A 26,902-nucleotide genomic window follows, 5' to 3' on the forward strand; every position below is an offset into this window, starting at 1 on the left:
CTATGGCTACCTATGGACTTTTAATTGACTACGAGCTTTGCACAGGATGCCAGTCTTGCGAGGTCTCCTGCAAGATGGAGCACGATCTGCCGGTTGGCAAGTGGGGCATCCGTGTTCACGACGAAGGCCCTTGGGAAATTGAGCCCAAGCGCTTCAACTGGATTAAAATGCCCATTCCGACAGATCTGTGTGACCTATGCGCTGATAGAACCAGTAAGGGTCGTGAGCCAATCTGTGTGCACCATTGCCTAGCGAACGTTATGCGCTATGGGACGGTCGAAGACCTTGCTAAACGAATGAACGGCAAGTTAAAGCAGGTTTTGTTCACTCCTCAAAAGCAAGGCTAAATAGAGGAGGTGGGTGTTGATGAGAGATGTTACACGATTCGGAAAGTATGCATTGCTTCACTATAAGGGAGGAGCTTTGGGTGAAGATCCCATTGAGGATTACTCACAGGGCGAGTTAAAGAAGGTTCGCCTTGGATACAATGAGATACCCAGGGGCCTAGATGAGGCATTGTTTGAAATGAAAATTGGTGAGTCGGGTACCGTGATCGTCCCGCCTGAGAAAGCGTATGGAGACCATGACCCCTACGGCATTCAGATTCGCATGCGCTCCGAGGTTCCTGATGGGGCATCCCTTAAAGTAGGATCTGTCTTGGGGTGGAAAAACCCCATCTCACAGAAGATCATCCCTGTAAGGGTGGTGGAAGCGACCGATGATTACGTCAAACTGGATTACAACCATCCGCTAGCGGGAAAGAGCCTTGAGTATTGGCTCGAGTTGGTGGATATCGTTGATTAGTAGCGTCTTTATCGGTTAACTTCAATGCTACATCTGCTTGAAAAGGAAGCAGCTGCCGACACATGAGTCCTGCTGAGCCCCTTTTCTCTCGTCGGATGCCGTCGCCTTCCCCTCTGAGCGAATCGTATTCCCGAGTGGGGAGAATTGTGTTTCCGTTTTTCAGAGATTCGTTCCCGTTCCACCTAGGCCCGCCGCAAAAACGACGACCATTCCTGTTGTAACCCCAAACATAACAAGCAGCTGGCCGAAAAGGATGGCAATGAAACAGGATATTACTCCATTTTTACCGATCTCCATAAGCGTGACTACCGCAAAAAGATCAAAAAGAGTGAATGTAGCATATATTGCCAAGACCCTTAACTGAATGATAAATTCACTCTCAGTCGACCAGGGCAACGTTGCTGCAATCATAAGGAGAAGTATCACCGCACTTAAATTGCGGAAATTTATCGCTTAAAAATATAATAGGTGGCCAAAAGAGCCAGACCAGGAAGTATGAGGGCTAAGCATATGATGATGGAGGGTACAGCCGCTCCGTTGAAGCAGCTTTGATGAAAAAACTAAAAATTAACCCAAAAATAAGAATGATGAAGAAGAACCTACCGTACTCCCTGATGCCCTTCATGGCTGCAATAGCGTTTGCGGATCCTACAATGATCGAGGGATGGTACACCTCCGCTTGTTTGGATTGATGTCGGTGCGATATATAAAAGAGGAGAAGAGCTATTGGTGCGAATAAGCTGGATACACTTTCCAACATCAGTGGCTGAGGGGAGCAATTATAGAGCTCATAGATAAGGATCTCTTGGTGTGTCGCATGAAGTTGTGTTTGGTTGCTTTCCGACTGTTAACCCGTGAATTTTTGAAAAGGAGGCTAAAGTTCTCAGTAATTGACAGAGATAGATTGAACCAAAACCAAGAGTGATGAGAATTATCCTATTGCATAGGGTAGTTATGAAGAGGTATTGAAATGCTTAAAGGACCAGGGGGGTTCCCAAAAATCGTCAATGGAAGCATGAACATTGTTATCTGTCTTTGCATGAGCCTGTTTATCTTGGCATCAATGCAAAACCAACCTGAGCTCGCAAACGTTCCTATCCTGATGCCGATTGCGGTATTGCAGTCGTTTGTTTTGAGTTTCTGCGTCGGTTACAGTGGCGGGGACTTGGTGCCGGCAATGACCTGGGGACAAAAGATCGCCTCAGGTCTTAACGCCAAGAGCCGATTAGGCAATTATATTATAACGAGCATAGTTTTAGGCGTGTGCATGGGCGTAGTTATAACGCTTTGCTGTTCGCTCATCAACAATATAACCACTCAAGGCATGGCCGGTGTCTGGGGTTTCTTCATCAGTAAGGGGGAGGTTCTCGGCCATGTGTTACGGCTGCAATATGTGCAATAGGTGCGGTAAGGTAACCCCGCTCCAGGGACTGCTCGGTGGTCGCTTCTGCCCCCAATGCAGCACCAAAGCCAAAGAAGATGAGACTCACTGTCTCAATTGCGGGCATCGCTTACCCCCACCTTACATAAAGCCATCATCGTTGACCTGCTCCCCAAAATCGTAGTCTATTCTCAATGAGAGAAAACCGTGTACGATATACCTACGATCTAGCAACTGATAACCATGAAGAAGACCCGCTATTCAGGAGAGTAGAAGCCTTCGCCTTGAAACAGGCGAGCGACCAAAAACACCGTAACCTTGGACTTCAATCACCCTCTGGCAGGGAAAAGCCTTGAATATTGATTTGAGCTTGTTGATATCATCGACTATAAAGACTGACGGCGGGTAGCGATAAACATTTGCTTTAAAATTTGTTAAGGAGGTGATACTATGTGTTTTAGACCCCCAGCAGTTTCGAAGCCAATAATCTGCCCTGCCTGCGGCGCAAAAAATAACCCCGCAGCCAAAACTTGTTTAAATTGCAAGGCTGAGTTGCCTAAACCTGCAAACCCAAATCTGAAAAAGTAATTTAGCTCGGCTGTCCACAGGTTCTTTGAATTTGTCCCCCAAGTTAAAGGCGGCAAGATGGCGTGAAGGCCGGCGAAAGCTGTCTATTTACGGTATTAAGGAGAGGTAGGATAGGCAAAAAGGGGATTTTCCACCGGGTATATGTTTAGAAAGGGTGAATGAAAAGATAGAAACTGCCAACGCTGTCAAACTGGATACCCTGGCCGCTGTCAATGGCATCGGCAAACCGTGGCGCTACGAGGCGACCCGGTCGGGGTGCAAAGTTATCCGCGGTTGTTAGTCGAAAGCGGAGATACGCTGCAAACGGGAGATTGGCTAAGATGGACTAATCCGGCTTCCCGCTGCCGCATCCCGGTAAGGGTAACAGTGGCAACCTCGGATATATCTGGGGCTTGGGAATATCAAATACTTGCCGAGTTCTCCGGCTATCCTCAACTCTTTCCAGATTACAGCCACAATCACAGATTGTTTGTATGGTTATCTCAATGATTTCGTCGAGGGGCATTACTTTCTCCAGTGTCCTACCCTGATGGCCTGGCTGACCACCAGTAGTTTTGCCGCTCTTTTGACGACTATTCTTCGGTGCTTTTCTGTATCCGTCTTGGGATGGCGGCTTACTGCTATTATTGCTGTCTTTGTTGAGGATAGCCTCTAATTCGGCTATCCTCACTTCTTGCTTGGCATTGGATTCTTTCATTTTTTGAATTGCACCGTTAAGATTATCGACTTGATCATTTAGTCCGATAATTTCAGTATTCAACCTAGTAATCGTTCCGCCCAAAAGGTCAATACGGGAACTCATATCTTTAACTACGGTTATCACCGCATTTATGCCTGCGTTGTATGTTTTGATGATTTTTGATTCATCCATGACATTCCCGCCTTGTTCATAGTATTTTGACTCAGTATAGGCTTTACTACGGGCTTTGTCCAATATTTTCTTTTTATTAGCATGTCATTGTGTTTTGTCCATGGCTGAGAAGAAATGATCGCTGTTTCTCGTGCTGAATATGAGGCACTAAAAATACAAAATGAGGAACTGACCCAACAGGTCAAGTGGCTGATGGAGCAAATGCGTCTTTCCAAACAAAAACAATTTGGCTCCTCCAGTGAAAAAAGCAAATACGACCAGTTTAATCCTTTCAACGAGGCGGAGGCAACAGCAGATGAACGGGTGCCCGAGCCTGAATTGACTGAAGTTCAGAAGCATTATCGTAAGAATGCTAAAGAAGGAAAAGAGAAAATTCCTGCCGATTTACCATTAGAGGTTGTAGAGCATTTTTTACCGGAAAATGAACAGGAATGCCCGGAATGTGGTTCAAAACTGCACATTATGGGTAAAAATGTCCGCCGCGAATTGAAGATCATCCCTGCCAAGGCAGTTATCGTAGAACATATTGACTATGTATATGCCTGCCGCGACTGTGAAGCCAATGCATGCAGCGTGCCTATTATCAAGGCACCAATGGACAAACCGGTAATCAAAGGAAGCTTTGCTTCTCCGGAAGCAGTTGCTCATATTATGACACAGAAATTTGCAAATGGAATGCCACTGCATCGCCAGGAGCAAGATTTGAGCCGTATGGGCATAGCTCTCTTTCCAAACAAACTATGTCTAACTGGCTGATTCGGTGTTCTGAAGATTGGCTGGAGCCAATCTATGATGCCTTTAAAGAGCTACTTTGTATACAGCCAGTGCAATTGTGTTCAACATAATAGAAACCGCAAAGGAAAATGGGCTCAATCCATACGCCTATCTGACTTATATTTTTAAAAATGCGCCCAACTGGGATATACGAAATAATGTTGATGCACTGCAGCGACTAATGCCCAGTTCTGTTCCAGATTACTGTAAAACTAATGCCGTTACCAAATGACTTGTTGTCAAGGTGACGGCATTTTTGACGCTTACGACATAACCATCCATAGTCCGCCGTGCCTTCACTGCGACTTCCAACTCCTTTGTAGTATGTTTTACTCGATCCTAAATTAATTCACACAACCTTCAAACCATACGTTTTTATTTTCGTATAGAGAGTATTCCTGCTAATTCCCAGACTTTTCGCCGCTTTGGAAATGTTTCCGCTAAAAATCTCAAGAACTTTTTCTATTGTCTCCCGTTCCTTTATGGCAAGAAAATTATTTTTAACAGTCTCAGTTCTGGTTGTCAGAGTCATTTTTTCCGGAAAATGTTCTGGTGTTATGATACCATTATGAGCTAAAATAACCGCCCGTTCGATATAATTTTCCAGTTCTCTGACGTTTCCAGGCCAATCATAAGCGCACAATATAGGAATAAGCTCTTCCATTGAGTATTCAACTGTTTTGCCAGTCGATTTAGTAATTTTTTGCAGTAAATGTAAAAAAAGCAGTGGAATATCTTTAATCCTTTCTCGAAGAGGCGGAATCTTTAAAACCACAACTCCGAGACGATAAAACAAGTCAAGCCTAAAGTGGCCCTCTTGAACCAACTCTTCTAGTGATTTGTTAGAGGCAGAAATAATTCGTACGTTGATGGGAATGGCTTGCTCCCCTCCCAAGCGCGTAATTTCATTTTGTTGAAGCACTCGCAATAATTTTACTTGCATATCTAACGGCATGCTATTAATTTCATCTAAAAATAATGTACCACCGTCAGCTAACTCAAACTTTCCCGGCTTACCACCTTTTTTGGCACCGGTAAAAGCGCCTTCTGCGTAACCAAAAAGCTCACTTTCGATTAATTCTCGTGGTATCGCACTGCAGTTCACAGCTACAAATGGACCGGTATGCCTTGGACTGGCATTATGAATTGACTGAGCGAACAGTTCTTTCCCTGTACCACTTTCTCCTTCTAATAACAAACGAGTATCCGCTTCTGCAACAGCCTTAGCTATTGAAATTGTCTTTTCCATATTTGGTTCCTGGTGAATTATATCTTGAAAAGTAAACATAGCTTTAGAACCGGCTAGCCGGTTCACCATGCGATATACTTCTTTTTTTTCCTTTATTATTCCTACAACACCAACGACTTCTCCTTGGTCATCTACTATTTTCCGTCCTGTCGTCATCGCTGGTAAGATTCCAGAAATGGTAGACAAGCTTTCTTCACGTTCAAAATATTCCTTTCCCGTCTTGAGAACATCTAACATCGAAGTAGGATTCTTTAAGATTTCAGAAATATTAACTCCATTCAATTCTGATTTATTCATTCGAAACATTTGTCGAAATTTCATATTAGCTTCAATAATTACCCCATTCTTATCCAAAGCAACAACACCCTCGGAAACCGAATCTACTACAGCCTTAAGGCGTTCATTAGCTAATCTTAATATTGCGTTTTTTTCCCGTATGTGAAACTCCCGTTCAATGGCCTGCACTATTGATATTACCATACCTAAAGTGTGTTTATGAAGCAAAGAGCAATGTCCTGATAAGTTTAACACGCCTATGATCTGACCATGAGTATCATGTATGGGTGCAGAAGAACAAGTCCAATCATGATGACTTTTCTTAAAATGCTCGGGACCGAGAATTTGAAAAGGTTTTCCTTCTGTAAGGGCGAGACTAATAGCATTAGTTCCAACTTTTTTTTCTGATCGATTTACTCCTAAAACAAAATTGTTATTTTTACCTTGTTCTATTGCGTGGCAATCTCCGTTCAATTCAATGATATAGCCGTCTTTATTTGCAAAAGAAACTACAAACCCGGTATTTTTGGTAAAATTTACAATAAGCTCAATAAATGGAGAAACAATTTCTAATAAATGTTGGTTCGAATTTCGTAAGTTAATTAATGTACGTTCATCAACCAGCTCGCCTTTTTCATAAGGATCTACACCAGCATCCCGAGATCTCTTCCAAGACAATATAATTTCTTTTCGTAACCCTTTAATATTTTCGTCCCCGTTCATGAACTTTTCCCAAATGGCATACACTTCGTCATCTGACTTTTTACGTGACATGTCTTAGGCCTCCCATCTACAGGATGTTCACAAAAGATCTACCCTGTGAATAAATTCAGGATCTGGACTTGCTAATTTTTTAAGTTATCTTATTACCGTGAAAACTGTCGACTCAATTCAAAACTATATCTTTTAACTTACGTTTAGGAACATGGTGCACTTGGTTTTCATCCCGCCAGTATTTTATATCTCCGCCTGATTCAATCTCTTCTATAATTACACATTCTTGGGGCTTACCTAAAGCGATGACAAGTAATACCTCGTATATTTCCGGTATATGTAGAGCTTCCCTTATCACGGTTCGGTCTAAATTTCCTATCATACAGCCCCCTAGCCCCAACTCAACTGCCCCAAGTAAAATACTCTGCGCTGCTATACCATAGTCTACGCTATGCATTCTTTTAGACTGTTCTTCTTTCACAATGGTAATATACCCAGATGGCCTCTCCCCTTCTACAGGCCCTTCCCAATCTTTGAGGTGTGCAGCCCATTTTAAACCTGGGAATATTTTTTCGTTTAGTGATTTTTCACAAGAAATATAATAGCGTAGCATTTGACGATTGGTTCCGGAAGGAGAAAGTCTAGCATAATTGATTAGTCTTAATAACGTTTCACGAGTAATACTTTTATTTTCATCGAAACGGCGATAACTCCGGTTCTTTTCAATTAAATTTTCAAACATAAACCTACAACCCCTATCCTTTTAATATTTGGCCTCCCCTCAATACAGGAATGCCAACGTTCACGTCCTGCGCAACTTAAGATTTGTCCATACTGGTAATCCATTTAATTTCTGGGTGCTTTCTAGAAGGTGGTTGCAATCCTTTGCTTGGGAAACCAACAATAATTGGAGCAACAATATCCCGATTATCTTCTATGCCTAATTCCTTCTTTACTATATCTAGATTCAAAAAATACCTGGCAAAACCAATCCAACATGTACCGAGACTCTTGGCATGTGCCGCTAACATCAGGTTTTCTGCAGCTAGATTACAATCTTCATTAGGAAACATCCCTACGCCCTTTTTCGCACAAATTATAATAAGGGTATGGGTATTATAGAACACATCATATGATTGATCCTCCAACCAACCGCGATATGGCTTGAAAACTGGAAAGGTTTCCATGTTTTCTAGTACGAAAGTTTTTATCCGTTTAGAAAGATCTCTAAGATATTGACCATCTTGAACAACAATAAAAGACCACGGCTGTGTATTGCTCGCGCTCGGTGCCAGCACAGCCGCATTAATTATTGAATTAAGATCCTCTTTAGAAACAACTTGGTCCGTATAACTACGGACAGACCGCCGTGTTTGCATTGCAGTCAAAACATCCATTTGTTTCATCTCCCCATTTTATTTAGAAGTGAATTTATCCTATGACTAATTATCATACCATAAAAAATCAAACTCCGGAAAAAAATCGGCGAAAAATACGCCCGTCCTCAATTTAGGAATTGGTGGAAAAAATATGATATTGATCAATGGATGTTTATATTTAAAATGTAAATAACGAGTTAGCAAATAAGCGCCGAGAGTTATTAGCACTGTAAACACTATAATTAGCTCTTCCATATCTTATCTCCCTTTTGAAAAACCTGCGAAATCAAACCTACTGTCAAGAATGGCAGAAGAGTTCCAAAGATAAGGGCTATTCCTAAAACCCAACCATGATCAATAAATACACTTACCCAGTTCATGATCCCTACTGCAATAGGAATAAATAAAAAGAGCATATGCCTTAGTAAAAAATCAGCAGCATCTTGAACATACTGAATTCATTTGTATTAAAACTTCTTGTTTGGTAAACGGCCCGCCGTGCCCACCATAAAAAGTATGAGCTAATCCTAATACTGTATGTAAACTATTAAATAGAGATTTTTCATCAGTTGCTAAATAGGCCACACATACTTCTCCCGTAATAGGCGAAGGTACAAGCATATCACCAACAATCGCCTCACTCGAATTAAGAATAACCGATATGGAGCAATCCGTATGGCCAGGTGTATGAATGATTCTCCCCTCAACACCATAACAATGTAAATCAAAGGATGTACTGTCAATACTGATATTGGGGTGTATTGGCCTGCACGCCTGCGGTAAATGATTCTTAAGTAGTTTCAAGACATGCTTACCCAATTCATTCCGTGGTACAATGGGCGAATTGCCTACAGTTTCTAAGGCATGAACAGCCTTCTTATGACATAATATAGGGGCACCTGTCATCTCTCGTAGTTCACCAGCCTGAGCAAAATGATCGGCATGACCATGAGTGATAATTATCAATTTTATTTTCCGGGGGTCAAAACTCATATCATTGAAAATTTTTCTATATTTCTCCGGTGAAACATTAATTCCTGTATCAACTAGAATTGCTCCCCGGCCATTTTTAATCAGTACTGCATTCGAGAAACCCAAGTTAAGTGTAATGATATCATTCATCTATTCTTTCCTCTCTCAGAAACTTAGCCCTCTCCATCGAAAAAATATTATTCCATAATGCCAAGTTGAATCAGGTAGATATCATTAAGACTCTACCTGATTCAACTATGCTTTACTCTCCATTTCTTGATAACCGGTTTTGTTGAGACCTGCTTACTAAGCTCGTTCGTTCTTTCTTTAGGTCAAGTATTGGGTAGTTAACAAGCTCTACACAGAGTGAATGGCTTTTCCTAATGCCGCGTGGAACGCTTCAGGGATAATTTCCGAAACAGTCGGGTGCGGATGGATTGCCAATGCAATTTCTTCTGCGGTAGCTTCCGCATTCATCGCAAGAACAATCTCAGAAATCATGTCGGTAGCATGAATACCGTAAATATGGGCGCCAAGCACTTCGCCAAATTCTGGCTCAATAATGACTTTGACCATACCTTTACTCTCGCCCTCGACTGTAGCCTTACCGTTTGCCGCTAATGGGAATTTTCCAACCTTAACTTTTCCATATCTTTCAGCAGCTTGCTTTTCAGTAAGCCCAACCGACGCAATTTCCGGATGAGTATAGATACAGGAAGGTATTTTATCATAATACATCTTAGACGAATGTCCCAAAATATTTTCTACTGCCACGATACCCTCCATGGAAGCAGTGTGAGCCAGCATCGACTTACCGTTTACATCACCGATGGCATAGACCCCAGGAACGTTAGTCTTCATATTTTCATTCGTAACAATAGCACGCCGATCCATCTTCAGACCCAGAACTTCAATATTGAGTCCATCTGTATTCGGCGTCCGCCCAACTGACATGAGAATCTTTGAAGCTTCTTCAAAGAGTTCCTTACCTTTATACTCGTAATATACCTTTTCCCCGACAATCTTGGTTACTTTGGATTTTGTCAGTATATTTACCCCAAGTCCCTTTAGCATCTTGGCCACTTCAGTTATAATCTCTTCGTCAACCATAGGTAAAATTTGATCCATAACTTCAATCACAGTTACTTTTGTTCCTAAATTCGCATATACAAAAGCAAATTCAACGCCGATAACTCCACCGCCAATAATAACCATCCTTGCCGGGATCTCCGTTAATTCCAATGCCTCGTCACTTGTAATGACATTATTACTATCAGTAGGTACCGGTAGTTTTACGGGTACTGATCCTGTTGCAATAATAACATTATCCGCTTGTACTTGTTCTTTCCCGGTTTCCAGGATATTTTTATCAACGAACTTCACAGTTCCCGCGTATACGGTAACTCCATTCGCTTTAAGCAACATTCCGACACCGCCAGTAAGTTTTTGCACAACGGTTGTCTTTCTCTTCATCAAATGCTTCATATCCATGGCAGCATTTGTAGCATCTATGCCAACAACACCAAATTCGCCACTTTCTCGGAGAGTATTGAGTACCTCAACACTTTTCAGCATCGTTTTAGTAGGTATGCACCCACGGTTTAAACAAACTCCCCCAAGTTTATCCTTCTCAAATAAGCAGACCTTTTTCCCTGCTTGAGCAGCTTTTATCGCTGCTACATAGCCCCCAGGACCGCCACCAATTACCGCTATATCAAACTGCTTCATATCCCCACTCCTGTTAGATTAAGATAGTCAAAGGCTTTTCCAGTAGCGCTTTAACTTCATTAAGGAACTTGGTGGCGTTCATTCCGTCTATCAGGCGGTGATCCACGGAAACGGTCATCTTCATCATCGTTCTGACGACAACTTTATCGCCCTCTTCACTATCAATGACAATTGGTTTCTTCTTCAATGCACTAACGCTGAGAATCGCGGCCTCCGGCGGGTTAATGATAGCTGTAAAGTTTTCAATACCAAACATTCCCAGGTTACTAACCGTAAAGGTCCCTCCCTGATATTCTTGAGGTAAAAGCTTGCCGTTACGGGCTTTTTCTGCTAATGATTGTGTTTCGACAGCAAGTGTAGTCAGCTTCTTAGTTTGCGTCTTTTTGATTACCGGAACAATGAGACCGTTTTCCAGACCGACTGCCATACCAATGTTGATATCCTTATATTGAATAATTTTATTGCCATGAAGAGCACAATTCATTTCAGGTTGCTTTTGCAGTGCCTGTGATACTGCAGCAATAACAAAATCATTATAGGAAACCTTTTGTGGCTGCGCTTTATTAATGGTTTCACGAAATTTAATAAGTTCTGTAACGTCAACCGATGCCGTGAAATAAAGATGAGGCGCAGTAAATTTACTTTGTGACAGTCTGTCGCCAATCACTTTACGCATTCCGCTATAGTCGATAGTCCGCAGTACTTCAATGTCGCCAACCAGTGCGGCCGACGCTTGCGAGGCAGCCAGAATGTCCTTTTTCATTATCTTACCGCCAATTCCCGAACCAGCAATTGTAGTAATATCCACCTGCGCTGCCTTTGCCATTTTTTCGGCAAGCGGCGAAATTTTTCCGGCCTTAACGCCTGCTTCCAGATCCTTTTGGGTAATACCGTCCTGGAATCCAGTTCCGGCGATAGGTATATTACCAAGATCCAGCCCCTGTTCTGCAGCATACTTACGTGCTCTGGGTGACAATTTCAAGTCGGTGCTTGCAGTAGGAATATCTGCTGTCGGCACACTTGCTTCCTCACCTACCAGTTGTTCAGTTTTCGTTTCCACTCCTGTAGTAGCGTTGAGTTTCGCAGTCGCCTCGGCGATCATTGCGTTTATATCTTCACCTGGGGCGCCAATAATGGCAACCGGCACAATAACCGGCACCGTTTGCCCTTCTTCAACAAAAGTTTTAAGCACTGTTCCGTCGCAGGTAGACTCGACCTCCATTATTGTCTTATCTGTCTGAATCTCGAACGCTACTTCACCTTTTGCTACTGCATCGCCTTCCGCTTTATGCCATTTTACCAATGTACCTTCATCCATATTGAAGCCAAGCTTAGGCATTATAATAAATTCAGCCACCGATTATTCCTCCTTATTCCCATAAAAATCAAGCATTAGACTATTTCAGCATTTCCTTAACCTTGGCATAAATTTTCTTGGTATCAGGAACAATAGGGAACTCCAATGCAGGGCTAAATGGAATCGGAACATTAGCTGTACCCAGGCGCATAATCGGAAACTCCAAGTCATAGAAAACGTCTTCCATTATGTTCATGCCAATTTCAGCATGTGCCCCAAAGCTTACGTGGCCTTCATCCAAAATGAGCAATTTGCCCGTTTTCTTAACAGAATCAATGATGGTCTGCCGATCAAATGGCACCAATGTTCTAACGTCAATAACTTCGATAAAAGTACCATCTTTAGCTAATTCATTAGCCACTTCGGTAGCCTTAATAACCATATCAGAGGTAGCGGCGATAGTTAATTGGTCACCCTCATGGACAATATTTGCTTTTCCAAAGGGTATTGTATATTCTCCTTCCGGCACAGAAAATGTTTTATTATATTGCATTTTATGTTCCATGAAAATGACAGGGTTATCATCACGAATAGCTGTTTTCAACAACCCCTTTACTTCGGATGCGGTAGAAGGAAGTACTACCTTAAGCCCTGGTATATGTGCAACCCATGCTTGCAAGCTTTGCGAATGTTGCGCAGCTGACGACCGGCCGCCACCAATTGGCATTCTCACTGTCATCGGTACTTTGGCTTGGCCTCCAGACATATATCGAATTTTGGCTGCCTGATTAACAATTTGATCCGCACAAACGCCAAGAAAGTCACAGAACATAATCTCAACAACTGGTCGCAAGCCAGTTAGCGCCATACCAACAGCCATACCAACAAACCCAGCTTCCGATATTGGCGTATCTTTGACACGTAAATCACCATATTTATCACGAAGTCCGACCGATGTTTTAAAATTACCGCCAATAACCCCTACATCTTCACCCAAAAGTAACGTATTGGGGTCACGGCTAAACTCTTCATCTAGCGCCTCACATATAGCTTGTGCGTAAGTAATTTCTCTCATTTTACTTTCTTGTCCCATTACAATAACCTCCGTTCTCTTATTCAGCGTAAATATCCGTGAAAGCTTCGCTAGCGTCTGGATATAGGCTAGCCTCAGCAAACTTTACTGCCTCTTTGAGTTCTGCAGAAATACGTGCCTCTAATTCAGTTACTTCTTCTTCGGTAAAGCCCCCTTTAGTTAGAAGGTACTGCCGGAAAGATTTAACCGGGCATTTCTCCTTCCATGCGGCCACTTCATCTTTGGGTCGATAGGAAGCTGGGTCACCGGAGTGATGACCTATCCAGCGATAGGTCTTGCATTCAATTAAAGTCGGCCCATTGCCATCTCTGGCAAAATCAACTGCTTCTTTTACAGCCTCATACACCTTTAACACATCATTACCATCGACAGTTACGCCTTTAATTCCGTAGCCGATGGCACGAACCGATAAATCTTTCACATTAACGACTCTATCAATAGCTACGGAGATCCCATAAAGGTTGTTTTCAATGATATACACCACCGGTAATTTCCAGGCGGAAGCCATGTTTAGGCTCTCATGGAAGGTGCCCTCATTACTCGCTGAGTCACCGAAGAAGGACAAAACAACCTGGTCGCTATTCTTCAGTTTTGCCGTATAAGCCGCACCGGTAGCAATCGGAATCCCGCCACCAACAATACCATTGGCTCCCAGTATCCCTTTACTCATGTCCATAATATGCATAGAACCGCCTTTACCCTTACATTGCCCATCCTTTTTACCAAGAATCTCTGCCATCATGTGTTTGGTATCAGCCCCCTGAGCAATCACATGGCCATGCCCGCGATGCGTGCTGCAAGCATAGTCGCCCGATTTCAAAGTAGCGCAGGCACCGGCAGCAATCGCTTCCTCACCGATGTACACATGTGCCAAACCCGGCATTTTGCCGAATTTATACAACTCCAAAACTTCTTCTTCAAAAGCTCTAATTCGCTGCATGCTGGTAAACAGCTGCTCCAGGAGCGCTTTGTCATACTTCCGATCTGCCATAAAAAACACCCTTCCGAACTATATTTTTGGACACTTTATAAGCCAGTAGTTCAATACTTTTACTTGCCTATATATCCAAAACTAGTAACATGCAATAACTGTGCCATTTATTAAAACAACAAAAAAATTTCTAAAACTACAAAAGAATCTTAGTTTATTTATAAAAAAACTAAATCTCCTAATTCCAAATTCAAAATCACCGTCCTGAAATTGAGCAATTACACAGTTAGTGTTCAAAAATTGACCATCTCCTTAGTTAAAAAAAAAGCCATTGCAAGAATTAAATTTTGCGAATAGCTTGTTTAAAAGCTTTAGCTGATTATTTTTTAACCTTATCCGTTTATCCTGTAATACGCCCATTCTACAGTTGCTATTAATCTTTTTTAGCTTTGCTAACTTCTTGCCTTTTCTCCCTTACATAATCCACTAGAACCGCTGCGTGATAAGAACTGCGCACCAGCGGACCTGATACTACTTGAAGAAAGCCTAGTGAGCGCCCCACATTTTCGTACATTTTAAACCGTTCAGGATGAATATATTCACTTACCGGCAAATGGTTCGGTGACGGCTGAAGGTATTGCCCAATAGTGACAGCCTTTACCCCGATAGCTGCCAGGTTATATAGTACTTGTAACACTTCTTGCTCTGTTTCCCCCAGTCCAAGCATAATTCCACTCTTTGTAATATTGGCTCCATATTCAGCAGCCTTTTGCAGAATACTTATTGAGCGCTGGTAATTAGCCTCCGGTCGTGCTACCGGGTAAAGTCTGGGCACAGTTTCAATATTGTGATTAAATACTTCAGGATCGGCTTCCAATACTGCTGACAAAGCAGTATAATCTCCACCGAAATCCGGTACAAGTACTTCTATCGTTATCTCTGGATTTACATCGCGAATCTTCTTGATACAGGCCGCAAAAAGACCAGCACCGCCATCTGCAAGATCATCCCTCGTAACAGAGGTTATTACAGCATGTTTGAGCCCTAGTGTCTTAACAGCCTCAGCCACCCTTTCAGGCTCATTTAGATCAAGCCCTGTCGGCTTTCCTTTTGGGACTGAACAATAACGGCAATTCCTAGTACAAACCCCACCCAAAATTAGAAAGGTAGCTGTGCGAGCACCAAAACATTCCCCGATATTAGGGCAGTCAGCACTTTGGCATACCGTATTAAGACTATGTTCACTCATCAACAAAGAGACAGCTGCTACGCCTTTAGCTGTCACTCGTTGTTTTAGCCAGGAAGGAATTATCTGGTTTTGTCTCTGCATTTCAATCACCTTGCTTCCTTACTTTTTAACTTTATCACTTAGACTAAACTACTTCCCATGGATTTGGTTATGATAATCACTAAACAGCAGGCAGATGTAATCTTATCAGCGAATTTTGTAGCACTTGTTGGAATTCGCGAATAACGACTTCTACCACTTCTTGTATGTCTATGCTAGTTATGCCTTCTTCCAAAAGACTGGTAACTCCAAAATCCCGAATTCCACATGGTATAACGGAACTAAAGATAGCTAAATCGTTATTGACGTTTAAAGCAAACCCATGGCTAGTTATCCAGCGGCGAATAGAGATTCCAATCGCCGCAATTTTTTTATCATTAACCCAAACTCCAGTATAATTTTGTTTGCGCTCTGCCGTTAAACCAAAAGAATTAACAGTATTAATTATGATCTGTTCGAGAGAACGAAGATACCAGTGACTGTCTTCATTCCAACATGACAGATTTAGAATTGGGTATCCAACTAATTGACCTATATTATGACAAGTCACTTTGCCTCCGCGATTACAGTGGGAAATCTCAATACCATGAGAATTATATTTATCAATAGACCATAGCAATTCTTCTGTGTTATGCGATCTTCCCAGGGTAATAACGGGTAAATGCTGGAGTAAAATAAAAACCCCGTCCCATTCTCCGGAATGCACTACCTCCTTTGCCCACTTTTGCACTTGGAGTCCTTCTTCATATGATTTTATGCCTGCATCTATCAATGCACATTTTCGTTTTATCATAACAACCTCCCTTTTTACATATAGTTACTACTCTCGCAAAATTTGTGCCAATACCAATCTTTTAAAATTAATGCACTACCGGTACTGGTAAATCAATGAAACAGGCAGAACCTTTGCACTAACTTTTTGCAATTTTATGCATTATTTTTGAGCATTGATCCTGATTCATTGTGCAAAAACTTAACAGTATATCATTTGCGAGCAGGACTTTTATGAATAAGCAAAGCCGCCCTTATCTTAGATTCAAACAATGCTTCTAAGATAAGGGCGGCTAATAATTATATTCAGCTAGACGAAGTTCCTTGATATTGTACGCTTCCTTTGGCATTCATTATATTTTAATTGTCTTGGGTTCATTTTAAATATCCCTATTTTATAATGACAGCCGTACCGCCAATATCATTCAAAGGAAAATAACTAATATCATTTTCGTGGCAATAGCGCCGGATTGCTTCTTTCGCACCCTTAAAAAGCAAATTATTTACGTCATGTACAAAGATATATCCCCCCTTAGCCAAGCGGGGATAGAAAAATTCCAGTCCATGGTATATGGAATTATACAAATCTGCATCAATACTAACAAAGGCAAACTGTTCTTCCAGCCTGTTCGCGGTCTCTGGAAAGTATCCTTTTTTAATTATGCACATTTCAGAAAATTTCATTTTTGACAATACCAATTCGACACTAGTATTTGAAAACTCGTTTATTTTTGAATTGGAAAACCGCTTCCGTTGCTCAACTTCAATATCTGCTGCAGTAAAACCATCAAATGTATCAAAAAGATATATTCTTCTATCATGAAAGAATTGATTTATGTACTTTGCAAAATTACCCTGGTAAACTCCCAATTCAGCAACACTTCCAGCAACATCGTTTTCATATATTTGCTCGGCAATTAACTTTAAGGAGGATATCCGAACATAGTCCTCACTCTTCGATAAACTACCTAACTGAAGTCTATCGGTTTGATTTCTTTCCATCTGAGATTCTTCTTGTTGTATGACAAATTCATTTAATAACATATTATGTTTATTTAGTATCTGATCCAACTCCAAATATGGGCCGACGATTTTGTTCGAAGCAACGCCTAATTCTAAGAGTTGAGTAACTACTTCATCAAAAAAGCGATTCACAATAACAATATAGTCATATTCGTAATTTACTATTTCTTGAGGAGAAATAATTTTTTTATCTTGGAATATTTGGCCATGTAACAAAACATTATTGTCGATATATGTAACTATCTTAACCTTCTCAAAATCTATCCTTTTAATAAAGTCAAGACATTTACACCCTGTGCCAAATAATAAAATTCTATATTTACCCTTCTCGCTCACTGCTCATTTACTCCTTTTTATCACTCACAATTACATCAGGATTATATTCTCCTACAAGCATTTATCAGTTGTACTTGGTAACCTTTCTGACCATAAGCAATGATATTCAAACAACCATAATCCTGCACTAAACGAAAGACGTTAGCTACTGGCATTCCCAATATAGAACATAAAATAAGACGATTAACACCTGCATGTCCAACGATTAGAATATCCTCTGTCGTCGTGTCCATTATATTTTGCAAAGCAGTTATCACCCGTATCTGACAATCATTAAAACTTTCTCCGCCTGGAACGCGATAGCTCTCTATTTTTTGACCCCGTTCTTTAAATTCCTTAGGAAAACGTTGTGCAATCTCGGAAAAAGTTAACCCCTCCCACTTCCCCATACAGATTTCTCGTAGATCCTTTCGTGGAATAATGGAAACATGTTTTTGGGCAACAATTTCTGCTGCTGTCTGCATGGAGCGAGAAAGATCACTACAGAATACAGCCTGAATCCGAACATGTTCAAGCCTACTTTTCAATCGCTGAGCCTGCAAAATACCTACTTCATCAAGTGGTATATCACTATGACCAATGTAGCGACGCTGATGATCAACTGCACGAATACAGCCATGTCTGATTAGATAGATTATCCGCTTCTCCATTAGAGTCAGCTCATTTCATATTCTGTTTTACGGTTTGACAGTTCACAACAGGCTCCGGCATCTGCTGAGACAATCTCCTGTATAGATGCACCAGTCAGTTGTTCTATCTTATCGGCAATTTGTTTCGCATGTAAAAAGCGTTGATTCGCAGCTATTTTAGCATCATCTTTAGCAGTAATTCTTGTTAAAGAATCACGAAACCGTTCTTCAATAGATACAATACTATCGCCCCTGACCAGTTTATCTGCAAAATATACAATTGCAGCTTCATCCAAATACCCTTCTTTTTTAATAATAATATCGGTGTGACAAGCAACAACATCTGCTACATTTGAATATCCCAAGCTCGCTAGAACTCTGGCACCATACCTGGCATGAGACGGTTTTCCTTTAGCCAAATCATGCAATAAACCTGCAGCCATAACAAGGTCAATATCTAGTTTCGCCCCACATTGATTTAAACGTACTGCTAGTCTTCGCGCCAGTTCGGCTACTAACTTCCCGTGTTGTATAACCTGTCCAGATACCTCAAACTTTGCCAGGATAACGTCACATTCAAGCGGCCTGGGTATATCTTTATAGTGATATTTTGCAAGTATATTATGGTAATCTTCTGGAGTATCCATATCACGCAATATCCCCGAATCGACAACCTCAACATCAAAAGCGCTCGATTCATACTGTTCAAACAAAGGCCTTAAGCCTTCAGGCCGATTCCACGCTACTATTTCCGGCACAAGCCGCCTACTAATTAGAGGTGGATGACCTCGCTGGCCCTGAAATACCGGATAGATGATGTCTGCCCCTCTTTTCCTCCATAACTTACTTAAAGTTTTAATTGTATGACTTCTCACCAACGGAATATCTATCGGCAATAAAAAAAAGCCGTCAATATTGGGTGAAAGCGCACGAACTCCAGAAAGGATTGACGAAAACATTCCCTCATTATAGTTTTTATTTAAAATATACTTGACTTGCAAACGGTCTAAAACAGCTAGCATCACGTCAGCTCGGTGTCCTATCACTACCGTTATATCGCTAATATCGGCTTTACGAAAATTATAAATCACTTCTTCAATAATAGTTGATTCACCCAGCGGCATCAAAGGTTTAAATTGCATCATTCGCGTCGAGTATCCGGCCGCTAGAATTAAAGCAGCATGCTTACTATTCATAGTTTCCACTCTTTCAATGGCATTAGTTTCATTGTATTTTCTACCACGATAAAATCAAATTATGTTAATAAACACCTCCATAATCCCTCCGCAAACCATCCCTTCATCTGCTGCTACTTCATTTAACATTCGTAATGTATATAAACCAGATTTATTTTCATCAAGTGCTATTAAGGCTTGGCGTCTTACTTCCGCCTCCCCACAGCCACCACCTATAGTCCCTATAGACCGTCCGTCCTGTAAAATTATCATCTCGCTACCCGCTTTCCGCGGAGTTGACCCTTTCGTCTCAACAATAGTGACTAATGCGGCCTTGATTCTTTCTCGTTTCTTCTCACAAACCATTCGTAAGATTTCTCTGTCCATTAAATTATCACCTCGCCGATGCTTAACGAGACGCCAAAACCGCCGCGAAAAACCGATACTACTTCTGCAGTAATGCTCACAGCTATTTCTTCCGGTGTTTCCGCCCGAATATCTAATCCAATCGGCGATTTTAACCGCTTTAATCGCTCTTCTGATATTCCCTCTTCCTTTAGCAGACCAACAATCTCTTTTACCCGCCGTCTACTGCCGATCATTCCCCAATAACGCGCATTACAATTAATGGTAGCTCGCAAACAATCCAAATCATAGCGGTGTCCCCTTGTTACAATAATAACGGCAGTATCACTATCTATATTTATCTGACTAAATGCTTTAGAGAAATTTTGGCAAATAACTTTATCCACAGAAGGAAACCTTGCTTGATTTGCAAATTCAGGACGATCATCAATCACAGTCACTTGGAAATGTAATAGACTCATTATTTGTGCTAATGGCTGGCTAATATGGCCGCCACCAAAAATAATAGCCTTATTATTGCTTTTGAGTCGATCCCAATAAATTCGGTAGTATGAATCATTTTGTCCTTGAACCTGAATAACTACTGGCTTTGACCAAACTGTTTTCTTTATCTTGTCAACTATTTTCTGAGCAAGTTCTTCCTCACATTCACCATGTATTTGCCCTTTGTCGTCAATAATAACCATTTTCCCTATAGAATTATCATTTACTTTGCTGCTGCTAATTATCGTAAATATATCGGCTAAACCACCACTAACGGAAATTGATAGTAAATTTTCGAACATTTATATTACCTCGCACTTCTAGGATTGATAATTATTTTTATCAGCAATAATCATGCCAAATTCCAAAAAACAAAAAAGGCTAGTGATTTTGGGATCTCGCGGACCCATAACCACACGCCTTTGTAAATAAACTTTTGCATTTTGTTGCGAAAAGTATACACCAACCTCCTTATTCCCTTATATATCTCAAAAAATTAAGATGTAAACTTTTGTTTACTGTATACTTTATGTTTCTATATCGAATTTTTTTATCTTTCTATAGAGCATTGCCCGAGAAATGTTTAGCTTTTGTGCAACCAGAACTTTATTACCACCACATTGTTTTAAGGTTTCTATTATCATTTCTTTCTCAATCGTATGTTTGATTGTTTTAAGAGAAGTATCCCCTCCCTCAAAGTTTTCCATATTCACCGGTCTTTTACTCTTATTTTCAAGAAACCATTCAAAATGCTCGGTATCAAGAACTCTGCCCCAAGCCATGTTCATAGCCCTTTCTAAAACGTTTTGCAGCTCTCTCACGTTTCCAGGCCAATCATATTTCGTCAAAAGCCTAATAGCAGCTGGAGTTATAGACGGTATTTCCACTCCAAGTTGCCGATTTAGTTTTTTTACTAAATATTCCATTAAAAGAGAAATGTCTTCTTTCCGTTCTCGCAAAGACGGTACCTTTATTTGCATTACATTTAACCGGTAATATAGATCCTCCCTGAACTTCCCTTTCTCGACCATTTTTTTCAAAGAGGTATTCGCGGCTGCTATAACCCGAACATTTACTTCGACAGTACCTTTGCCTCCAACCTTATCAATTTCTTTTTCCTGTAATACACGCAGTAATTTGGGCTGAAGACTCATTGGCATCTGATTAATCTCGTCCAAAAAAATACTTCCCATATGGGCCATCTCAAACTTACCACGGCGACCGCCTTTAGCAGCTCCTGTGAATGCTCCTTCTTCATATCCGAACAGTTCAGCTTCCAGAAGTTCACTGGGGATTGCCGCACAGTTGATTTTGATAAAATTAAATGCACTTCGCTGACTTGCTCCATGAATTGCATGAGCAACAAGTTCTTTACCGGTACCTGTCTCGCCTTCAATAAGAACAGTTGAATTAGATCGGGCGGCCTGATAAATTTGCGTCCGAAGTCTACAGATTGAATTGCTTTCTCCAATTATATTATCCACAGTATAGCGTGAGCCTCTTAGTTTGCGTAGTTCATCTTTGAAATAATTAAGTTCATGAGTAAGACTACTCAGTCTTTGCCCAAATCCACGAGCCATCTCAAAATTGGAAAATATACTAAAAGTAATAACAGCAATAACCTTATAATCTTTAATAATTGGGTAATATGTAACAATCTTGGGAGTTCCATCGCTAGGTGATATATTCCCATATAAAAATTCAGCTATTATCGGCTTTTTCGTCTCGATCACCAGATCTATTTTTGAATCAGGAACAATATCTTTGACAGCAGTACCAATTACGTTCTCAGGAGATAAACCCATCCAGTCAACCCATCTTCTGTTTACATAAATATATTTTCCCTTAGCGTCAATGATGGCTAAAGTGTCCAAACTTTCAAAAATCAATTGTGCCAACGAAAGATCTAGTTCCATATTTCCCCCAAAAGTTTTTGTTCCACGTACAGTCTGTGGTTATTATTTTATTATAACATCTATGAATGAGCAAAACTCACTCTTTTTTAATTAGTCTTTCATTCGCATTATATTTCTCCAAGCCAGCCTTACGATTGATATATACAATTGTTCGGAGCCGTATTTAATTCCGCATTTTCCGAATAACATTATGTTCACCCTTTGATAAAATTTTACAAATTCATTATATGAATTGTAGCCGGTTTGTCAATTAAGTCAGCGGTCTTATCCCTGCTTTCTCCTCAATAAAATCCGGGTAAAAGTATATACTAATACAAGCGGCAACAACGCAATTAATCAATGGAGGATTTTTCATGAGCAATCAAACAGTTTTATCATCTATGTTTATCCTTTCGTGGCTCTCTCTTCTTTTTATGAAAAAAGCGGATATTAAGCGTTTCTTGCCTGTTGGTCTATTTGCTACAGTTACGAGCGCAATGATTCTTGAAGCGGGTATCACGCTTGGATGGTGGGTATATCCTGTAAAGCTTTATCCTCTCCAGAACGTCCCCTATCTGTATGGTCCCATACCAGTATCTACCATGTGGCTTTTTAAATTCACTTATGGAAAATTTTGGTTGTATGTAGGTCTCGATTTTTTATTAAATTTGTTCTATACCCTAGTGTTTGAAGATTATTTTCTAGGCAATAGAGGTGTAATACAATTTCAAAGTGTTAGTCCTATGCTGGACGTTTTTATGACCTCCGTACTGGGCATTGTAATATACGCTTATCAGATATGGCAAGAAGGTCTTTTTGTTCGGTCAGAGGCAACACACTCCTCCAGGTCATTAAATTTACAACCTGCTTTGAAACCATTTAATAACGAAGAGGATACCGACAAATAAAAGAAAGAATCCCCTTTGATAATTAATACTCAATCCTATTATAAAGGGCTAAAATCCCCTCTCGCGGATTTTAGCCCTCCTTAGAACAGACGAACTTGTTTCATTTTGAGAAAGATATTATTTATTCTCCGGTAAACTCCAGTTGAAGAAACGCAAATACGGCTCGCTAGCGCGCCGTCTGAATTCGACAACGTCCTTCGTATTCCATTCATAAACGCCTATACCGGTTTTAAATCCTAAATTACCGGCATCATAGCGCGTCCTAATGTAATCTTGAGCCTTTTCAGCTTTTGAAAGCGTGGGGAATAAGTAATCATCAATACTCACAATCATGTCCAGCCCTGCATAATCAAAATGCTCAAACAAACCGATAGCTGTGTAGCGTGGTATAAAGCTGGAGCGGAGCGTCTTATCTATATCTTCGGGTGTTGCAATACCTTGTTCCACCATATGGACCGCTTCTCTATACAAGGCATGCTGTAAGCGGTTGCCGATAAAACCGGGCGCGTTTTTCTTCATCACAACTACCTCGCGTCCAACTGATTCCAAGACATCCACAAGCACTTGCACCGATTCGTCACTTGTATACTTTCCCTTAACCACTTCAACACAAGGTACCAAATGGGGTGGGTTCCACGGGTGAGCGACAGAAAGTTTATCCTTTTGCACTAAACCTTCAGCCAAATCATCAGTAGAGATTGCCGAAGTAGAAGATGCGATCGCCTTAAACTGCTTGCAATGTTTCTCAATTTCCCGGTACACAGAATGTTTGATGTTGATACGCTCAACAACACACTCAAATATAAAATCAGCATCTGCGATATCTTCAAATTTCTGGGTAATATTTAAAAGTTTTGCACATATTGCTGCCTGAGCAGGTGTAACCAGCTTTTTTTCAATTAAATCTTCATAGTACGTGGTATAGCTTGCTTGTCCTTTGGCCGCTTCCGTGTCGTTAATAGCATACATTGTGGTTTTGTAGCCGTTGCCAGTAAAAAGCACCGCCATACTGGCACCAATCATACCGGTGCCGATAATTGCAATATGGTTTATGTTCTCTAATTTCACGCTTCATCCTCCAAACTATAATAAAAGTATTGAATATAGTTATTGCAAATAGTATGCCAATATGTTAGCACTCGACAAAATCGAAGTGATCGGGCGATTTTAGATTACTCTATATACAGTCTGTTTCCTACTGTGTATATAATAACGAAGTTTTATTAGGAAAGAGCTATATATTGAGCATATAGAAAAATTGTTAGAAAAGTGAACATTCTTTTTAATTGTTGTTCATTTTCTTAACAATCAGCTCCTTGGTTCAATTTAATCTATTATTTATCAGTACCAAACTTATCAGCGGCATACCTTAATGCTTTGACCACCGGCAGCTCCTCGCCTGAAAGAAAACGGATTAATGCCCCGCCACCAGTACAAATATAGGAAACCTTTTGCTCAACATTAAATTTATTAGCTGCCGCAATACTGTCCCCACCGCCAAGGATAGTATCTGCCTTTGACTCCGCCAGCGCTTCCCATACGACTTTTGTACCAAGTTCAGTTGGTTCATTTTCAAATATACCCATAGGGCCATTCACAAAAACAGTTTTTGCTTCATTTATCGTGGTTCGGTATATCTCGGCTGTTTTACTACCGATATCGACCAGCATGTCTGTTACAGGCAAATCAACAATACTTATTTCTTTCCTACTATCCGCTACATAGGCTAAATCTACAGGAAGCAAAATTTTATCGTTAAACTTACTGAGGATTTCCTGTGCAACTACTACATATTCCATCAAATTCATTTTCTGCAGCAGTTCTTTAGAGTTAACACCTATATCTATCCCTTTTGCAAGAAGCATTATGTTGCTGACAAGACCACCTGTTAACACTTGATCTGCAATCCCATTTTTCAGGGCAGTACTCATCATCATAAATGCATCTTGAATCTTGGCGCCTCCTAAAACAAACAAACAAGGTCTTTGAGGACTTTCCATAATTCCTGCTAGCACACTGAATTCTTGTTCAAATAGTCGTCCCATTGCCGACGGAAGTACCTGTTCAAAACCAACCAGTGAAGGTTGCGACCTATGGGCAGCCGCAAAGGCATCACACACATACAAGTCTGCAAGTGGTGCAAGTTTTTGTACTACTTGCGTCTTACTCTGTTCTTCTTGACTTAAGTTAAGTTTTGTCTCAAATAATGTCATTTCTTCAGATACAAACCTTACATTATCCAGAAGCAAAATCTCACCTTCAGTCAAGTTCTTAATCATTTCTCTCGCAGTTGGCCCGGTAACATCGTCAATAAACTTAACCGGTTTCCCCAGCAATTCACTCAAAACTTTAGCATGTGGCTCTGTTGTAAAATAATTCTTATATTCCAGATCTCCGCCTTGATGAGCTAAAAGTACTGTTTTCGCATTTCTTTCCGACAATTCTTTTAGTGTAGGAATACATCCTTTAAGCCGGGTAACATTCTTAAGAACTCCTGTCTTCCTATCTATGGGCTGATTTATATCTATTCTGCACAAGACAGTTTTCCCTTTTACATCAAAGTCACTAAGGGTGCACATTTTAAATTTCACTAATTTTCTCCCCCTTCTCTACTACTACCTTGTTAATTTCCTAGCCTGATCGCCGCTTCTGACTATAAGGCATATAGACAAATTCTGCAGATAATTTCTGCAGTCACGTCTCTATTCTTGATGGCTTTTGGAAATACTATCATCAATAATATTAACCAACTCGACCTCTGGTAATTTTTCTTTATAAAGTTTTTTTAAGTCTTCTACCGAGTAAAGAAACGTATGAATTACTGCAACTTTTTTCTTCATCCATGTCACCCTCCAGCATGTATCATATAATTAGATTGCTATGAGACTGCTTAGGAACGGGCAGTCTCATAGCATTGAACCTATTTAAAAAGCCCAAACTATACCAATAGCACCTTCTTGATCTTTACCACTTTTTCCATCGACTTGGGTATCAATATAATAAGCATGCAAAGAAGTAGTTGGCGTCATCTGATGGTTGTAGATATACAGCCATCCTTTCCAATAGCTGTCACCTTTGTCCATGTTAAGGCCCACCCAGGGAAAACCACTATAGGAATACGCACTATTCATATTGTTGATAGCATTGTTTTCAACCTTCTGATACTGGGCTGTAAAACTGTCTTTTTTCTTAGCATAAGTAGCACCAACCAAATATGCAGTATTATCGTTATCAGCATTTGATCTGGCATATTCAGCATTCAAACTGAGGTTAGGCGCCATTTTAACCGATGTATTAAGGGCCCATGTATTTTTACTGGAATCATCTTCCGGTTTCCAATTAGCAGCAGCCAGCCCTACCGACACATTCTCGCTGATTTTTCCGCTTACCTCGGCGCCAAACCAGGTGGCAGATTTAGTATCTGCATCCAACGGCCAATAAGTTTCCATAATCTTAGTTATATTGGTTTTACCGGCAATAACTTTGACATCGGCTACACCTACTTTAGTAGTGGTAACTAACCCATCAAACTTATTATCATACTCGACATCATTACCAGTACTAATAATCAATCCTTGTCCCAGATTTACACCCTGCCGGCCCAAACTCATTTTCCAATTACCAAGGTTAGTTCTTATTCCATATTGATCAATTTGCTGATAGGAACTGCCGTCAGAGCTATCACTTTGTCCAAAAGAGTTGCGAAGACCAAAGCGAGCAAATAAGGTGGTATCTTCGTTTATTTTTGTTTCCATATTAATCCGGGCACGAAACTGAAAAAATGAGTCATCAACTTTTGCTCCACCTATTTTATTATTGTAAAATATATCTCGTAAACGAAAGTCCCCGGTAATAGTTAGCGGTGTATCAGAAACTGATGCAGCCGCTACTGTGCCAGCCAAACTAACCATACAGCAAGCAATGAGAGTAATAATTAGGTTTTTTTTCATGTAAAATTCTCTCCTTTGATT

At 40.6% G+C, this 26,902-nt stretch carries 29 protein-coding genes; 6 read left to right on the forward strand and 23 right to left on the reverse strand.

The genetic code is table 11. From position 1 onward, the window contains the following. Positions 1-2 precede the first annotated feature (2 nt). Positions 3-347, forward strand: coding sequence for a hypothetical protein (locus tag ACZ449_RS10845; protein ID WP_464261023.1), 345 nt, complete (start codon positions 3-5; stop codon positions 345-347). A 19-nt stretch (positions 348-366) separates the two neighbouring features. After that, a complete protein-coding gene (locus tag ACZ449_RS10850) occupies positions 367-804 on the forward strand; it encodes an FKBP-type peptidyl-prolyl cis-trans isomerase (RefSeq protein WP_464261024.1) in 438 nt (145 codons plus the stop codon). Between the two features lie 159 nt (positions 805-963). Here ACZ449_RS10850 and ACZ449_RS10855 read toward each other — a convergent pair whose 3' ends face one another. Further along, entirely contained in the window at positions 964-1,215 is a 252-nt protein-coding gene (locus ACZ449_RS10855) for a hypothetical protein (protein ID WP_464261025.1), read from the reverse strand. Positions 1,216-1,774: 559 nt separating this feature from the next. Here ACZ449_RS10855 and ACZ449_RS10860 point away from each other — a divergent pair. Next, positions 1,775-2,206: a hypothetical protein gene (locus tag ACZ449_RS10860; protein WP_464261026.1), complete on the forward strand. Its 432-nt coding sequence runs from the start codon at positions 1,775-1,777 to the stop codon at positions 2,204-2,206. A gap of 892 nt (positions 2,207-3,098) precedes the next feature. Here the strand turns inward: ACZ449_RS10860 and ACZ449_RS10865 are convergent. Continuing rightward, positions 3,099-3,644, reverse strand: coding sequence for a DUF6444 domain-containing protein (locus ACZ449_RS10865; RefSeq protein WP_464261027.1), 546 nt, complete (start codon positions 3,642-3,644; stop codon positions 3,099-3,101). Between the two features lie 114 nt (positions 3,645-3,758). Here ACZ449_RS10865 and ACZ449_RS10870 point away from each other — a divergent pair, with 114 nt between their 5' ends. Together ACZ449_RS10870 and ACZ449_RS10875 are read left to right on the forward strand one after the other, a co-directional pair. Then, positions 3,759-4,400, forward strand: coding sequence for a transposase (locus ACZ449_RS10870; RefSeq protein WP_464261028.1), 642 nt, complete (start codon positions 3,759-3,761; stop codon positions 4,398-4,400). 76 nt (positions 4,401-4,476) lie between these two features. Then, positions 4,477-4,650, forward strand: coding sequence for a transposase domain-containing protein (locus ACZ449_RS10875; RefSeq protein ID WP_464261857.1), 174 nt, complete (start codon positions 4,477-4,479; stop codon positions 4,648-4,650). 117 nt (positions 4,651-4,767) lie between these two features. Here ACZ449_RS10875 and ACZ449_RS10880 read toward each other — a convergent pair whose 3' ends face one another. From ACZ449_RS10880 to ACZ449_RS10960, 17 genes are all read right to left on the reverse strand, one after another. Beyond that, the gene (locus tag ACZ449_RS10880) at positions 4,768-6,717 is read right to left on the reverse strand and encodes a sigma-54-dependent Fis family transcriptional regulator (protein ID WP_464261029.1); all 1,950 of its coding nucleotides are present in this window, start codon (positions 6,715-6,717) and stop codon (positions 4,768-4,770) included. A 112-nt stretch (positions 6,718-6,829) separates the two neighbouring features. After that, positions 6,830-7,399, reverse strand: a complete 570-nt coding sequence (locus tag ACZ449_RS10885) for a nitroreductase family protein (protein WP_464261030.1) — start codon at positions 7,397-7,399, stop codon at positions 6,830-6,832. Between the two features lie 76 nt (positions 7,400-7,475). Continuing rightward, the gene (locus tag ACZ449_RS10890; protein WP_464261031.1) at positions 7,476-8,054 is read right to left on the reverse strand and encodes a nitroreductase family protein; all 579 of its coding nucleotides are present in this window, start codon (positions 8,052-8,054) and stop codon (positions 7,476-7,478) included. Between the two features lie 224 nt (positions 8,055-8,278). After that, on the reverse strand, positions 8,279-8,452 hold the full coding sequence (locus tag ACZ449_RS10895) for a CidA/LrgA family protein (protein ID WP_464261032.1): 174 nt from the start codon (positions 8,450-8,452) through the stop codon (positions 8,279-8,281). 16 nt (positions 8,453-8,468) lie between these two features. Next, entirely contained in the window at positions 8,469-9,158 is a 690-nt protein-coding gene (locus ACZ449_RS10900; RefSeq protein ID WP_464261033.1) for an MBL fold metallo-hydrolase, read from the reverse strand. A 207-nt stretch (positions 9,159-9,365) separates the two neighbouring features. Then, the gene (gene lpdA, locus ACZ449_RS10905; RefSeq protein ID WP_464261034.1) at positions 9,366-10,736 is read right to left on the reverse strand and encodes a dihydrolipoyl dehydrogenase; all 1,371 of its coding nucleotides are present in this window, start codon (positions 10,734-10,736) and stop codon (positions 9,366-9,368) included. A gap of 13 nt (positions 10,737-10,749) precedes the next feature. Beyond that, positions 10,750-12,093, reverse strand: a complete 1,344-nt coding sequence (locus ACZ449_RS10910; protein ID WP_464261035.1) for a dihydrolipoamide acetyltransferase family protein — start codon at positions 12,091-12,093, stop codon at positions 10,750-10,752. Positions 12,094-12,133: 40 nt separating this feature from the next. Then, positions 12,134-13,126, reverse strand: a complete 993-nt coding sequence (locus ACZ449_RS10915; protein ID WP_464261036.1) for an alpha-ketoacid dehydrogenase subunit beta — start codon at positions 13,124-13,126, stop codon at positions 12,134-12,136. A 19-nt stretch (positions 13,127-13,145) separates the two neighbouring features. Then, complete coding sequence (locus ACZ449_RS10920; RefSeq protein WP_464261037.1) at positions 13,146-14,117, reverse strand: thiamine pyrophosphate-dependent dehydrogenase E1 component subunit alpha; 972 nt, start codon at positions 14,115-14,117, stop codon at positions 13,146-13,148. A gap of 373 nt (positions 14,118-14,490) precedes the next feature. Beyond that, the gene (gene lipA, locus ACZ449_RS10925; RefSeq protein ID WP_464261038.1) at positions 14,491-15,387 is read right to left on the reverse strand and encodes a lipoyl synthase; all 897 of its coding nucleotides are present in this window, start codon (positions 15,385-15,387) and stop codon (positions 14,491-14,493) included. A gap of 79 nt (positions 15,388-15,466) precedes the next feature. Beyond that, positions 15,467-16,138 carry a lipoyl(octanoyl) transferase LipB gene (lipB, locus tag ACZ449_RS10930; RefSeq protein WP_464261039.1) on the reverse strand — a complete coding sequence of 224 codons (672 nt, stop codon included), beginning with the start codon at positions 16,136-16,138 and terminating at the stop codon, positions 15,467-15,469. A gap of 368 nt (positions 16,139-16,506) precedes the next feature. Further along, a complete protein-coding gene (locus tag ACZ449_RS10935; RefSeq protein ID WP_464261040.1) occupies positions 16,507-17,475 on the reverse strand; it encodes a TylF/MycF/NovP-related O-methyltransferase in 969 nt (322 codons plus the stop codon). A gap of 41 nt (positions 17,476-17,516) precedes the next feature. Then, positions 17,517-18,125 carry an alpha-ribazole phosphatase gene (gene cobC / locus ACZ449_RS10940; protein WP_464261041.1) on the reverse strand — a complete coding sequence of 203 codons (609 nt, stop codon included), beginning with the start codon at positions 18,123-18,125 and terminating at the stop codon, positions 17,517-17,519. 5 nt (positions 18,126-18,130) lie between these two features. Beyond that, positions 18,131-19,300 carry a DVU_1551 family NTP transferase gene (locus ACZ449_RS10945; RefSeq protein ID WP_464261042.1) on the reverse strand — a complete coding sequence of 390 codons (1,170 nt, stop codon included), beginning with the start codon at positions 19,298-19,300 and terminating at the stop codon, positions 18,131-18,133. A gap of 54 nt (positions 19,301-19,354) precedes the next feature. Further along, positions 19,355-19,666, reverse strand: coding sequence for an XdhC family protein (locus ACZ449_RS10950; protein WP_464261043.1), 312 nt, complete (start codon positions 19,664-19,666; stop codon positions 19,355-19,357). Beyond that, entirely contained in the window at positions 19,666-20,430 is a 765-nt protein-coding gene (locus tag ACZ449_RS10955) for an XdhC family protein (protein WP_464261044.1), read from the reverse strand. The genes ACZ449_RS10950 and ACZ449_RS10955 overlap by 1 nt, the downstream gene beginning before the upstream one ends. A gap of 225 nt (positions 20,431-20,655) precedes the next feature. Beyond that, a complete protein-coding gene (locus ACZ449_RS10960) occupies positions 20,656-22,044 on the reverse strand; it encodes a sigma-54 interaction domain-containing protein (RefSeq protein WP_464261045.1) in 1,389 nt (462 codons plus the stop codon). Between the two features lie 353 nt (positions 22,045-22,397). Here ACZ449_RS10960 and ACZ449_RS10965 point away from each other — a divergent pair, with 353 nt between their 5' ends. Beyond that, complete coding sequence (locus ACZ449_RS10965; protein WP_464261046.1) at positions 22,398-22,931, forward strand: hypothetical protein; 534 nt, start codon at positions 22,398-22,400, stop codon at positions 22,929-22,931. A gap of 117 nt (positions 22,932-23,048) precedes the next feature. Here the strand turns inward: ACZ449_RS10965 and ACZ449_RS10970 are convergent, their stop codons facing one another. From ACZ449_RS10970 to ACZ449_RS10985, 4 genes are all read right to left on the reverse strand, one after another. Continuing rightward, positions 23,049-23,999: a 3-hydroxyacyl-CoA dehydrogenase family protein gene (locus ACZ449_RS10970; RefSeq protein ID WP_464261047.1), complete on the reverse strand. Its 951-nt coding sequence runs from the start codon at positions 23,997-23,999 to the stop codon at positions 23,049-23,051. A 266-nt stretch (positions 24,000-24,265) separates the two neighbouring features. After that, entirely contained in the window at positions 24,266-25,522 is a 1,257-nt protein-coding gene (locus tag ACZ449_RS10975) for a phosphoglycerate kinase (RefSeq protein WP_464261048.1), read from the reverse strand. A gap of 111 nt (positions 25,523-25,633) precedes the next feature. Continuing rightward, positions 25,634-25,771, reverse strand: coding sequence for a hypothetical protein (locus ACZ449_RS10980; RefSeq protein ID WP_464261049.1), 138 nt, complete (start codon positions 25,769-25,771; stop codon positions 25,634-25,636). An 84-nt stretch (positions 25,772-25,855) separates the two neighbouring features. Beyond that, a complete protein-coding gene (locus ACZ449_RS10985; protein ID WP_464261050.1) occupies positions 25,856-26,881 on the reverse strand; it encodes a hypothetical protein in 1,026 nt (341 codons plus the stop codon). Positions 26,882-26,902 lie beyond the last annotated feature (21 nt).

This window comes from Desulfosporomusa polytropa, assembly GCF_055380075.1.